The sequence below is a fragment of the Vibrio sp. ABG19 genome, from assembly GCF_029962385.1.
Classification (GTDB): Bacteria; Pseudomonadota; Gammaproteobacteria; order Enterobacterales; family Vibrionaceae; genus Vibrio; species Vibrio ostreae.
This window is the reverse complement of the sequence record NZ_CP071708.1, coordinates 3,027,392-3,041,230: the sequence shown is the minus strand read 5'-3', so window position 1 is coordinate 3,041,230 and position 13,839 is coordinate 3,027,392. Positions and strand designations below refer to the sequence as shown.

Annotated in this window: 8 protein-coding genes; 1 reads left to right on the top strand and 7 read right to left on the bottom strand. The window is 50.3% G+C overall.

Annotated features, from left to right (window positions below; genetic code table 11):
- Positions 1-151: 151 nt before the first annotated feature.
- Positions 152-1,765 (bottom strand): methyl-accepting chemotaxis protein, encoded by a 1,614-nt coding sequence (locus J0X00_RS20040; RefSeq protein WP_282477579.1) that lies wholly within the window; start codon positions 1,763-1,765, stop codon positions 152-154.
- 284 nt (positions 1,766-2,049) lie between these two features.
- Between J0X00_RS20040 and queD the strand changes: the two genes are divergently transcribed.
- Positions 2,050-2,409: a 6-carboxytetrahydropterin synthase QueD gene (queD, locus tag J0X00_RS20035; RefSeq protein WP_136484889.1), complete on the top strand. Its 360-nt coding sequence runs from the start codon at positions 2,050-2,052 to the stop codon at positions 2,407-2,409.
- Positions 2,410-2,552: 143 nt separating this feature from the next.
- Here queD and J0X00_RS20030 read toward each other — a convergent pair whose 3' ends face one another.
- The 6 genes from J0X00_RS20030 to J0X00_RS20005 all read right to left on the bottom strand — a co-directional run bounded on the left by J0X00_RS20030 (position 2,553) and on the right by J0X00_RS20005 (position 13,771).
- Entirely contained in the window at positions 2,553-5,957 is a 3,405-nt protein-coding gene (locus J0X00_RS20030; RefSeq protein ID WP_282477578.1) for a hypothetical protein, read from the bottom strand.
- 402 nt (positions 5,958-6,359) lie between these two features.
- Positions 6,360-7,727, bottom strand: a complete 1,368-nt coding sequence (locus J0X00_RS20025; protein WP_282477577.1) for an efflux transporter outer membrane subunit — start codon at positions 7,725-7,727, stop codon at positions 6,360-6,362.
- Between the two features lie 2 nt (positions 7,728-7,729).
- A complete protein-coding gene (locus J0X00_RS20020; protein ID WP_136484895.1) occupies positions 7,730-9,688 on the bottom strand; it encodes a MacB family efflux pump subunit in 1,959 nt (652 codons plus the stop codon).
- Positions 9,688-10,875 (bottom strand): efflux RND transporter periplasmic adaptor subunit, encoded by a 1,188-nt coding sequence (locus J0X00_RS20015; protein ID WP_282477576.1) that lies wholly within the window; start codon positions 10,873-10,875, stop codon positions 9,688-9,690. Before J0X00_RS20015 ends, J0X00_RS20020 begins: the two co-directional genes overlap by 1 nt.
- Before the next feature lie 194 nt (positions 10,876-11,069).
- Complete coding sequence (locus tag J0X00_RS20010; RefSeq protein ID WP_282477575.1) at positions 11,070-12,431, bottom strand: L-serine ammonia-lyase; 1,362 nt, start codon at positions 12,429-12,431, stop codon at positions 11,070-11,072.
- A gap of 86 nt (positions 12,432-12,517) precedes the next feature.
- Complete coding sequence (locus J0X00_RS20005; RefSeq protein ID WP_136484902.1) at positions 12,518-13,771, bottom strand: aromatic amino acid transport family protein; 1,254 nt, start codon at positions 13,769-13,771, stop codon at positions 12,518-12,520.
- Positions 13,772-13,839 lie beyond the last annotated feature (68 nt).

The window sequence follows — 13,839 nt, the reverse complement described above, 5'->3', positions numbered from 1 at the left end:
TTCAAACGGTCGCCACTGTTTCAGCGCGGTTGTTGATGCGCTTGTGTGGTTAACAAATAAGCGAACTTTCGGATGGATTGAATTTTACAGATTCAACGGAACATATTACCTGTCAATTCGTCAGCATCAACCATTAATGTTGCCTAACTGCTCATTTCTTATGCGAAATCGTGAATTGATTGAGCAGAGCTTCCAGCTGCTGGGACAATTGTTCGAGATTCAGGCTAATTTGCCGGGTTTGGGTGGCAGACTGGGAGGTCTCATCAGCATGTTTGGTGATGATATCAATCTTAACTTCCACCTCCTGGCTCACGGTTGCTGTTTGTCGGGTTTGCTCCTGAATACCACTGGCATGGTCAAGTACCTGTTGCATTTCAGCAACCACTCGGGTCATCACGGATGACAACGCCTCAATTTCGGTAGAGCGCTGGTGCGCCTGGGCAGAGACGCTATCGACCGATGTGAGAGACGTTTCACTATCACGCTGGAACTGGGCAATGATATTTTCAATATTACCAGTTGCTTCAGCAGTCCGTGAGGCGAGTTGACGTACTTCATCGGCCACTACTGCAAATCCGCGTCCTTGTTCGCCGGCACGGGCCGCTTCAATCGCCGCATTGAGTGCAAGTAAATTGGTCTGATCGGCGATGCCTTTAATCACTTCAAGAATTGAAGTGACTTCATTGGTCTGGTCGTTCAATTGGGCAATCTTGTTTTTTACGCCATCAATATCGTCGACCAGAAGCTTGATGTCCTGGCTGGCGATGTGAGCCTGTTGTGCACTCTGTTGTGCGGCGTTGGTGGTGTGATTGATCAACGCTGCAGCGTCGATAGTGGCTTGTTCAACCTGACGCTGTTTGGTTTGCATTTCTTCAATGTTCATCTGCACCACGGCCGTTTCACTCTGTTGGTGGTTGGCAGCCTGATCGGTAACTTGTGCCACATCGGTCAGTTGGTTGGCAGAGTGACTCAGGCTGCGCGAGGTATCTTGTACCTGGCTGAGGCTGTGTGACACGGTATCAATCAACGAATTGATTGAGGAGGCCAGTTGGCCTAATTCATCCTGGTTGCCTGGTCTGAGCCGTTGCGACAGATCCTTACTGTCACTGACATGCTGCATAAACAGTGAGGTGTGTTGGATAGGGCGCACGATCAGTTTACGAATCAGCCACATGGTGAGCAGGAAACCGAGCAGGGCAATGGCAGCCATGATACCGATCCCAATCAGCGTGCGATGAGCAACCCGTTGTGTCAACTGGCTGAGATTATATTCAAGGCGAATGACGCCGAGTACTTCACCTTCGGCGGCCATATGGCACGCAACACAATTTGTACCGCGATAGTTTTCACTTGACCTCATTGGCAGCGCCACGACCAGTCCTTTGCCCCAGTCGGCCTGATAAGGCTCCAGTACCAGTTCGCCGCCCAACGCGCGGCGGTCAATCTCATCTTGCGGCTGCTGGTAATCCTCACCGGGTCCGTAAAGCTTGGTGACGGCGTCGCTTCTCAAAACCCGAACCTGTTCTATGCCTTGTTGGGACAGTGCTTTTTGGCGCAGTGTTTCTTTTTGCGCCATGGTACCGGTCAGCATCATCATGTTGAGGCTGTCGAAATAGTTGCTGGCTTTATCGTGCAGTTGTTCACTGAGTACGGAATGGATAAGGTCACGTTGCTGCCAGTATTGATAGGCAGTCGAGCCGGCTAAGACCATGAAAAACACAGTCACAAGTGTGAACAGCAGTTTGGCAGTGATGGTTAAGCGCATGATTATTTATCTTATTATCGTTGTAGGGAACAGACCTAATGACTTTAGCGGTAAAGAGCCAGCGCTACAAAAATGAAACTTAAGTTATTGTGACCTTAGACAAAATGTGGATTTTGGATTTGTGACCCAGGGAGAATGTTGGGTGATCTTTTTTCATTGGGTACGTCATTCTTTATCTGCTGCGTCGCTTTTCGCTGCTAAACGCTTAATTAGTGTTAGAGTGACTTGTCTCACACTGTGAGATTCCGTAGTATTGCGTCTCTTTTGAAAGCCTGAGAACCGAGATGAAAACTGAGATTTACAAAGAGTTCATGTTTGAAGCAGCTCACCATCTGCCACATGTGCCTGAAGGTCACAAGTGCGGTCGTCTGCATGGACACTCTTTTTTAGTTCGCCTGTATGTAGCAGGTGACGTGGATCCTCATACAGGTTGGCTGGTGGACTTTGCGGAAATCAAAGCCGCGTTTAAACCGATTTACGATCGTCTGGACCACTACTACCTGAATGACATTGAAGGTTTGGAAAACCCAACCAGCGAAGTGCTGGCCAAATGGATTTGGCAACAGCTGAAGCCTGATCTGCCGATGCTGAGCAAAGTCGAAATTAAAGAAACCTGTACCGCAGGTTGTATTTATACCGGCTGATTAGGTCACAGATGAAAAGAAGCCCGGCATAGTTCCGGGCTTCTTTTATTTTGTTTTTCAGGTGAATGTTCAGCTTAAATGACACGGTTTTTTAAATCACAATGTCCTTTAAAAAAACAGCACTTGAAAACAACACCGCAGGTTTACTCGAAAGAGTAGACGTCCGTCCACACTTCACCTTCGTCGGTTTCCTCGATGCCTTGCCATTCTGTTGAGCGTGACATCACTTTCAGTGAGAAGTTAACCCCGTCAGTGTCGACAATATGCATGTTGTCAACATAAATGGTCGTTCCCGCGGTCAGGGTTACTGTCAGCTCACCACTTGCATCATCAACTGTCCAGGTGAATGCGTAGCTGTCGGTACCGTCAGTGAAGCTGCCGACTCCATCCGAATTGAAGATGTAGGCTTCGCTATCTTCCGGATTCGTGCTCGACATTGTGCGTGGCAATTGCGCCATAAATGCGTTGCTGAATGCGGCTTGAGACTCACTTTGCAGTAAGCAGTCGTTCACCGCCTGGAGATAGGTGCTGTAATCGACGTAGGATAGTGGCACATCATCCACATCGTCCCAATCCGTATTACCCTGGGTGCACTCGCTGATTTCAGGATTGCCATCGATGCTGGTGTATTGGGTCAGCCAAATCTCTGCATCTTCCGGGCTAAAGACGGCAAACTCCAGAACATCATCTCCCTGCGGTTCAGCCAGCAAGGCGAGGTATTCCGCTGTGCTGTCGTCGCTGTAACGCAGTTCAATAAAGCCATCGTCATTAATCAACCACTTGCGTGTGCGTACCATGCCATCGCGATAATATTCGGCGCTGCCGTCCGTGGCGAAGGTGTACAAACGAGTCTCGCCATTGGAACGTATCCGCAGCAGTTCAGCACCGTACAAATCGCTCGCGCTGACGGTTGGCAGGACGCCACTACAGCTTTGATAGGTGTCCAGTGTAGCGGTAAAGTCAGTGTAACTTTTGCCAAGACCTTGTTCGACTGAACAGGCGCCCAACTCTATGAGCGCGACGGTGTCTGACCAGATTTCTGTGACAACGTCACCGTTTCCGTCGCTGTAGGTTTCAAAGAACTTGAGTGACCATTGCGTGTCTGACGAGTCGACTAATGCCCAGTACCAGCTTTCGTCTGGCAGACTACTATCGGTGATCTTTATATAACCGTTTTCAATGGCCCAGGTCGTGGTATCGCCTTCCTGACCGTCACGGTATATGGTCATGGTGTAATCGGCATTAAAGCTGTAATCACGAGTAGAACCGTCACCGCGTACCCGGTGGAAATTATTACCGGCGACCATATCCTCGCTGATCGCGGCTGACCCATAACAGCTTTCGATAGCAGCTTCGAAGTCGCTCATGGTCACGCTGGTTAACCCGTCATTGTCACCTTCACTGCATTGATTTAGCGGGATATCGGCAGCAGCGAGCAGCGCGTTTTTAGCACTGTCACTAAACAACGTGATATCTTCGTCATCCAGCATAATGCCGGCCATTTCCATGTTACCTATGTACACCGCTCCCTGATAAACACTGGCCAGCATATGTGGCGTTGGCTCATCAAATGCGTCACCAAACGCAGTCAGTGCATCCTGAGGAAGAGTGAACAACAGCAGTGACTCATTATTGATGGTCTGCTGTTCCCAGGTTGAAGATGCGACCAGAGTTGCGATGCCTGCTTGCCAGTCGGCCTGATAGTACTGCGCTACGCCGCCTTCGACAAACTTAACCAGGATACTGTCGCCAATACTCATTCCCTGCAGTTCTGATGTCGCGAGACTCGAACTGCCAGCCTCAGCAAAAATTAGTTCTGACAGGCTGGTGGCACCTTCATGGCTGTTGTCCGGTCCATCGTGAATGTACGGCGTCCAGTCCCACATGTAGTAGTTATTCTGAGCCGGAGTCAATCCGAGAGAAATCAGATAAGCATCTTGCGGATAGGTCGCGGTTTGGTCGTTGAAGTTATCCCAGTCGATATCGGTGTCAGCCACCAGACTGCCTGCCAGGGAACGTAAACTACCACTCAGGGTATAACGCAGATTGGTGTGATCGCTTGGATAAGCCACCAAAGCGTTATCAGAGAAATCGATAGTGTAAAGCCCGGTTTGGGTACTCCAGCCCGATTCCGTCAGCACCAGATCTGAATTTTCGCTGCTGACACTAACCTCGGTTTTATCGGCTTTGACCAGTGTAGTACTGTCCATCATTGCCATTGTACCGTTGATGGTCAGCATTTCACTGTATACCCGAACCTGGTCGTTGTCGTCATCATCGGCGTACAGAGCGTAGACGGCCGTTTGTTGCTGCAAATACTGGATTATCTGACCGGTGTCGCCTGCACCGACTGAATCATCGAGCGGATCATCGTCAATCGCATCTGGAACCCCGTCATCATCGTCATCGGTATCTGCGTTGTTACCGGTGCCGTCACCGTCTGTATCGACACTCTCATCTTCATCGAGCGGGAAGGCGTCATCGCCGTCTGCGACGCCATCGTTATCATCGTCTGGGTCAGCGTTGTTACCGGTGCCGTCGCCGTCAGTATCGAGGCTCTCGTCTTCATCAAGCGGGAAGTCATCCTCACCGTCTGCCACACCATCGTTGTCATCGTCGGTATCGGCATTATCACCGATACCGTCACCATCGGTATCGACACTTTCGGCCGGATCAAACGGGAAAGCATCGTCTTCATCTGCGACGTTATCGCCGTCATCATCGGTGTCGGCATTGTCGCCGATGTCATCATTATCACTGTTCGCCCATTCAGTGGCATCATCGGGAAACGCATCGTCGCTATCAGCAACGCCATCACCGTCAGAATCAGTATCCACTGCACCGTCACTATTGATATAGGTTGAATCGAGTTGTTCCGGGGATTTGCTTTCTACCTCAGCTTTGATCACAACGGCAACGATAACCGCGTTGTCGAGTAATTCATTGCTACCATCATTATCCGTCGCTGCTGCATTGAGATCTTGCGGAGTCTGAGGCATTGAACCCGACGATACCAGACTGCGTGCAGCAAAGGCGGCACCGCTGCTGCCACTGGCTTTATAGTCAGAAAGCGTATCTTGTTCACTGATGCCGAGTTGATTGGCTATTTTTGTTTGCGCGCTGGCCACATCGGCTGAGCTGCCTGACGTCACTTCAATATGGACTAAGGTGGAAAGGGGCGTGACCTGCGCAGTGCCCGGTGGAGCGGAGAGGGTAAAGTCGTTTGAAACTGTATTTCCGGTATCTTCATCGACCGTTTCTCCGCGGATGGCCTGCACCACAACCGGGTAGTCTTCCGGATTGGTGATGCCACTGACATCAAGCTCCGCCACGCCACCGCTTTGTGAGGTTGCCGAAGGCTCGTTGTCATCCAACTGGAAATCCTGATCCAGATCGAGCCACACCAAAGCCCCGCGTAAGTAGCCATCAATCGCTTTGACACTGTAAGTGGAACTGGCAGCTGCGGGTGAATCGTTATCACTGCCGCAGCCGTACAGCGCCAGGCTGCTGAATAATCCCAGCGCCATCACTGACGTTTTCATTCGCATAGACAAATCCTTATTTCTGATGTGTATTGTTCTTTATTTTTGGTATTGATTGAATGAATATCACAAAAGAAGCTAATTGAGGCTGATGATTTATTCAAGTTAAGGAATTTTGACGAAATAGCGATTCAGGAAATGGATTTAGACCAATATTAACGGCCTATATTTTATGTAAATATCAATAAGGCAGCAGGTAGATAGAGGACAATCAGGAAATACGCTTAAGAAACAAAACGATGCTCAAGATGAGGTGGTTTTTACAGAAGTGTCGGTAACGAGAGGTGAAAGCTGTGACTGATGTCAAAATAAACCTGAGTAAATGCAACGAAGTCTCAGCATGAAATCAAAATATCCACCCAAGTTGTAAGTGGATATTTAAACGCCATACTGAAACTTCTTCATAACTTATTGGAGAACATCTTCCCCGCCGAGGCTCTGATATATGGTTGCCAGGTTGACTAAGCGGTTATAGCGGTTTTCCAGTAAAGATGCTTTGGCACTGCGCTCATTTTCCTGAGCGTCGAGCAGGGTGGTGATATCGATGGCACCATATTGGTACTGGCTTTTGTAGATACCTGCGGCCTCTCTGGCGCTGTCGTATTGTTGCTGTAATTTTTCTGCCTGATAACGGTAGTTGTCACGGGCGGAAAGCGCGTTGTCGACATCCTGAAAGGCACTGTACAAGGTCTGGCGATAGTTAATGATCGCTGACTGATAACGTACATCGGCAATATCGCGATTGAGCTGCATCTCATTCCAGTTAAGGAATGGTAAAGCCAGATCTGCGCCGAGGCTGCCAATCGGGTCGCTGAGCAGATGACGTAGCTGAGTCGAAGAGCCCCCCAAAGCGCCGGTCAGGGTCAGAGACGGGAAGTAACTGTTATCTGTATTGTCTTTGTCAGCCAGCGCCGATTTAAGCTCAAACAACGCCTGTTTTACGTCCGGACGGCGGCTGAGAACGTCGGCAGGAATACCTGCTTCGATCTCTGGCAGAGCCGTGTCGGGCAGGGTACTGATACCTGGTTTGCTCTCTTGTGGCGGTTGGTTGAATAACAGCGCAAACGCATTTTTGGCTTCGGTGTACTGCTGAAGATAATCACGATGGGTGGCTTCAATCCCCGCCAGTGAACGCTGCGCTTCCAATACATTGATGCGCGAGACTGAGCCATAACGATACTGGCTTTCCGTTAAAGCCAGGGTTTGGCGCGCTTCATCAATATCGGCGTTACTGAGCGCGATACGCTGGCTGAGGTAGCCGATTTGCCAGTACAGCTGAGCTGTAGTCGCTACCAGAGATTGCGCGGTTGCTTCACGCTCTTCCTGGCTGGCCATAGCCGTCCACATCGCGGCGTCTTTCGCGGCCGCCAGTTTACCCCATAGATCCAGCTCATAGCTCACACCCAATGATGCCTGATAGCTGGCAGAGCTGTCACCGCCGTCCAGCGGTTTGCTGCGCTGCGCTGAAGCGTTGGCAGACAAGTCAGGGTATGTGTCACTCACTGCAAGGCCAGCCTGTAAGCGGGCTTCACGCAGGGTCAGTGTCGCTAAAGCCAAATCGTTGTTGGTTGCCAGAACCTGATCGATCAGAGTGTTTAGTTGAGGATCATTAAAGCTCTTCCACCACTGTTCGATAGCTGCCGAGGAAGATTCACTTTGGCTGCTTTGCCAGTTGTCCGGCACCTGCACATCCTGTGGCTCCAGCTCAGAGCGGGTAACACAACCTGTGGCCAGCATGACACACAGAGCCAGGGTTGAGATCTGATAACTACGCATTCTTATTCCCTCGCCAAGGCATCAATCGGATTCAGTCGCGCTGCATTACGCGCGGGCAGATAGCCGAACAGCACACCGATTAGGGTAGAACAAAGGAAAGCCGATACGATCGACGTGGTGGAATAAATCATATTAAAACTACTACCCAAGGTGGCAAACAGCACACCAATTAAATAAGCAAGACCAATACCTATCGTACCGCCGCATAAACAAACCAGCACCGCTTCAATCAAGAACTGACGCAAAATATCATTTTGTCGTGCACCCACGGCCATACGGACACCAATCTCGCGGGTACGCTCTGTCACTGACACCAACATGATGTTCATCACGCCGATGCCGCCGACAATCAGTGAAATCACCGCAATCGCCGAGATCAGTAACGTCATGGTGGCGGTGGTCTTCTGAATATTCTGCTGAATGGTATCGGTGTTGATGGTGAAGAAATCCTGAGTACCGTGGCGCATTTTCAGCAAAGTAATGATCGCCTGTTCCGCCGCATCACTGGGTGTGTTGTCATTGACCCGCACCGAGATACGATTAAGGTAATTCTGGCCCATCATTCGTGCGCTGACTGTGGTGTAGGGAGCCCAGATGTTGAGTGAATCACTATTACCAAAAGCGCTCTCTTTCGGCGCAGTGACTCCGATAATTCGCAGTGGCAGATTGCCGGCAAAAATGACTTTACCAATCGGATTCTCATTTGGAAACAGCGACTTAAGGGTATTGCTGTCAATCACCACATCTTGGGCAATGCGCTCGACGCTGCTTTGATCCCAGAACTGGCCGTAATCCAGGGTGTAACCTTTAACCCGGAAATAGTCCGGTCCGACACCTTGTACTGACGCGGATACCGCCTGATTACCGAATTTCACTGTTGCGGATGTACTCAGGGTCGGAGTGACACTGTCAACAAAGCCCAGGTTGGTTAAAGCATCGGCATCGGCAGCGGTTAGCGTGCGTACCTGCCCGGAGCGCCGGTCGCCAAAGCCGCTGCCCGGCATGATGTCAATGGTGTTGGTACCCATGGACGAGATGCTGTCGAGGATCGACTTTTGCGAGCCGTTACCCAATGCCACCACAGAGACCACGGAAGCAATACCGATAATAATCCCCAGCATAGTCAGGAAGGTGCGCAGGCGGTGATTGGACATCGCCAGCAAGGCCATCTTGAGCGCTTCCCAAAACGAATCCCACAGTCTGCGGCTGCTGGCAAGGGCATTATTATTGCTGGCCGCTGCGACAAAATCCTGATTACTGACTTTCTGACCGGTTTTATTGACGGTATCACTGAGTATTTCACCATCTTTGATCTCGATGATACGGTTGGCATATTCAGCCACCTTCATGTCGTGGGTGACGATGATAATGGTGTGACCCAACTGATGCAGCTCCTGCAACAGGGTCATCATTTCCGAGCCGCTTTTACTGTCCAGTGCGCCGGTCGGTTCGTCCGCCAGAATGACATCCCCACCATTGACCAGGGCGCGGGCAACGGAAACACGTTGCTGCTGACCACCACTGAGCTGGTTAGGTTTGTGATCGAGGCGGTCGGACAGTCCAAGGCGGCCCAGCAGGCTCTGCGCTCGTTCCTGACGCTCTTTTTTGTCATAGCCGGCATAAATCGCCGGGATTTCCACGTTGCCCAGTGCAGTCAGGTCGCCCAGCAGATGATAACGCTGGAAGATAAAACCGAAATATTCGCGGCGCAGACGTGCCAGCTCATCAGACTCGAGTTGTGACGTGTTCTGACCATTAATCCAGTATTCACCGGAGGTTGGCTGATCGAGACAACCGAGAATATTCATCAGGGTCGATTTACCGGACCCGGACGTACCGACAATCGCCACCATCTCACCACGATCGATGCTCAGGTTGACGTTATTCAGCACCGTCAGGGTTTCATCACCGGCGGAAAAACAGCGGGTGACGTTGCTGATATTAAGTAGTGGCTGGGTCATTAAAAACGCATCCCCCGTGGGCCCATACGACGGCTGGCGGTGTCACCATTTTGTCCTTGTGTGCCTAAGATGATCTGGTCACCTTCTTGCAAACCGGATGTGATTTGCGCGTTGATTTTGTTATTGATGCCGACGGTCACGTCACGCATCTCTTCCTGACCATTGACCAGCACAGGTACCTGGTATTGCTCCTTGCGGCCCGGCTTGCGGATCAGCACCTGGGCCGGAACCAGCAGTGCTTGTTCAGCTTTGTCGAGTACAACCGACACTTGCGCCGTCATACCTATACGGAGCGTGCGATCCGGGTTATCAACTTCAAACAGACCATGGTAGTAGATCGCTTCATCGTTGCTGACCGCGAGATCTTTGTCATCACCGTCCATCAGAGTAGGGCCGGGTTCGATCGCACGCAGGGTACCGTGGTAACGCTTATTTGGCTTACCCAGGATGGTGAAGTAAACAGGCAGGCCGGGCTGAACGTTCACCACATCCGCTTCAGAAATCTGCGCTTTGATGGTCATTTTATTCAGCTGAGCCAGTTCAATAATGGTGGGCGTGGTCTGGTTGGCGTTCACCGTCTGACCTTCTTCCACTGCGCTGTAAACCACAGTACCGTCAAACGGCGCACTGATGGTGGTATAGCCGAGGTCGACTTGTGCGCTGTCGACATTGATATCAGCTTGTTCGAGTTCGGCGTTCAGTTGCTCAAGTTCTGCTTTATAAACGGTGAGTGTCGCTTGCGCGCTTTCATAGTCAGCACGTGAACTGGCGTTATCGGCCAGCATGCCTTTCTGGCGAGTGAACTCGGCCTGTGCCTGAGCAATTTGCGCGCGTTTGGCACGAATCTGGGCTTTCAGGCTGTTGAGTGAAGCATTGGCTTCTTTGAGATTGTTTTGTTGGGTCAGGCTGTCAATCTGGGCGACCAGATCGCCTTGTTTAACCTCATCGCCCAACTGTACCGCCAGCTTTTCGATCTGACCTGAAACCTGAGCACCGACAGCGACCAGCTTAGAGGCCTGCAACATGCCGGTCGCGAGTACGGTATTTTCAATATTACCTTTCTGTACCGGCTGAGTAGCAAAAGTGAGCGGGGCTTCTTTGGGGTAAAAATAATAACTGGCACCGCCAATGACGAGCAAAAGGCCCCCGATGACGAGAAGTTTTTTCTTTATAGTAGTTTTTGGCATGAGAATGAACATCGTTACTTGAAATAGAAATTATTATCATATTTATAAACTGATGCTGATTTGAAACAAGCGTTTAGTGCGTAAAACTAGGTAAAGAAGCGTAAATCGGGCGATAACTCTTTGTTGGGAAGGGAAAATAATAAAAAGCCCGCGGTCGGGGACCGCGGGCTTGAGATAATTTAATGCTCAATAAATCAGCAAATTACTTTAACTGCCAAGCCACCTTGAGACGTTTCGCGGTATTTCGCGTTCATGTCTTTCCCGGTTTCCAGCATGGTCTCAATCACTTTGTCCAATGACACACGTGGCGCAGAAGAGCGGCGTAGTGCCATGCGGGTCGAGTTAATCGATTTGACGGCTGCAATACCGTTGCGTTCGATACAAGGAACCTGTACCTGACCAGCAACCGGGTCACACGTTAGGCCCAGGTTGTGCTCCATCGCGATTTCCGCCGCCATACACACCTGCTCCGGGCTACCACCCAACAGCTCAGCAAGGCCCGCTGCCGCCATAGAACAGGCAACACCCACTTCACCCTGACAACCCACTTCCGCACCTGAAATAGAAGCGTTCTGCTTGTAAAGACCACCGATTGCGCCTGAAGCGGCGAAGTAGCGGATGTAGTCTTTCTCGGTCACGGTCTGGATAAATTTGTCGTAGTATGCCAATACCGCCGGAATGATACCGCAAGCACCATTGGTCGGCGCGGTAACCACACGGCCCCCGGCTGCGTTCTCTTCATTCACCGCGAATGCGTACATGTTGACCCAGTCGACCACAGCCATCGGATCGTTGGTGATCTTTTCTGAAGTCAGCAGTTGCTGGCGCAGCGCTGCAGCACGGCGCGGTACGCGTAGCGGGCCAGGCAGGATGCCTTCAGTGCTCATGCCGCGTTCCATACATTCTGTCATGGTACGCCAGATGTTCGCAAAGTAGTCGCGTACTTCTTCATCCGAGTGCAGGGCTTTTTCGTTTTTCATCACCAGCGTGCTGATCGACAGTCCACTTTCACGGCACTGCTCAACCAGTTGTTCTGCGGTGTTGAACGGGTAAGGCACCTGAACCGGAGATTCAACCGCTTTACCGAAATTCTCTTCATCGACGATAAATCCGCCACCGATAGAGTAGTAAGTTTTCGAATACACTACTTCATCGTTTACCCAAGCATGGATCTGCATACCATTTTCATGCAGCGACAAGTTGGTTTTGTGGAAATTCATTCCGCCGTCGCGCGGGAAAGCAACCGAATGATCGTGCGTACCGACAGTCAGGCGTTCGGTCTGTTCAACATTGGCGATGAACCCCGGGATCGCATCAATATCCACAGACTGTGGCGAATTACCCGCCAGGCCCATGATGATGGCGATATCTGTATGGTGACCTTTCCCTGTCAGTGATAGTGAACCATAAACATCGACGGTAATTTTAGTGACGCTGAGCAGTTTTCCGTCTGCAACCAGATCATCAATAAATTGTTTACCTGCTTTCATAGGTCCAACGGTATGCGAACTCGAAGGACCGACGCCGATTTTATAGATATCAAATACACTAATCATATTGATTACCTCAAAATTAAGCCCCCCTTATGATAAGGGAGGCCTTTATTATCGTTATATTCTGTGTTCTAAGCTGGTAACTGAGATTACAAAGCGCCGTAGATTACAGAACTAATAGCAGCAAGACCACAAAAAACTGTAAACAGTTGAACAGCTGCTGAAGTCTTGTACTTCGCCATTGCTGGCACCTTGTGCATGGCAAAAACTGGCAGCAAAAACAGGATCGCTGCAATCATTGGAGCGCCCATAGTTTCGATCATGCCAAGGATACTTGGGTTGATGATCGCGACGACCCATGTTGTCACAATGATAAAGAATAGTGAAATTTTCTCGATAGATTTAACCGGCATTTTACTGCGTGATTTCACCAGACCAACCAGACCTTCATGTGCGCCCAGGAAGTGGCCGAAGTAGCTTGAGGTAATTGCCGCAAATGCCACAATTGGCCCCAGGTAAGAGATCAGTGGTGACTCGTGCACGTTAGCCAGGTAAGACAGTACGCTGATGTTCTGTTCTTTTGCCATCGACAGCTGCTCCGGTGACAGAGACAGCACAACCGAGAACACGAAGAACATCACAAAGCCCATCAGCATCATCGCTGCACCGCCAGTGATCATGTCGGTTTTATTGACGGCATTGTCGCCATACTGTTGGCGCTGCTCTTTTGCAAACTGACTGATAATCGGGCTGTGGTTAAACGAGAACACAATGATAGGAATCGCCAGCCAGATGACGGTCGGCATTGACGACCAATCAGGAGACACTTCGATCATCGAAGTATTCCACTCCGGGATCAGGAAGACAGACAGAGCCAGCAGGATAAATACCAGCGGGTAAACCATAGCCGAGGTCGCTTTCAGCATCAGGTCTTTACCAAACACTACGCCAGCGGTCATCGCAGCAATCAGCGCACCAGATAATAACCAGCGAGGAATGGATGCCATACCTACCTGGTTGACCAGGAAAGAATCGACCGTATTGGTAATACCAACGCCGTAAATCAGAACAATCGGGTAAATGGCAAAAAAGTAAGCGAAAGTAATAAGATTAGCGCCAGTTTTACCAAAGTGTTCTTCAACAGTGTCTGTAATGTCTGAATCTGCTTGTTTTGCTGAAAGAACAAAGCGTGCCAGACTCTTGTGGGCAAACCAGGTCATCGGGGCAGCAATAAGGGCTAGAATTACTAATGGCCAAAAGCCGCCTGCACCTGCCTTGATTGGCAAAAACAGTACGCCGGCACCGACCGCAGTGCCAAATAATGACAGTGACCAGACAAAATCTTTATAGGTCCACTTGCCAGCAGAAAGTGTGGCAGCAGAAGCCTTTGTGGTTGTATTCATAGTGGATTACTCATTTTTTGGGAACAGGAAATAAGTCGGGAGCAATTTTGCAGAATTTTTCTCTGAAA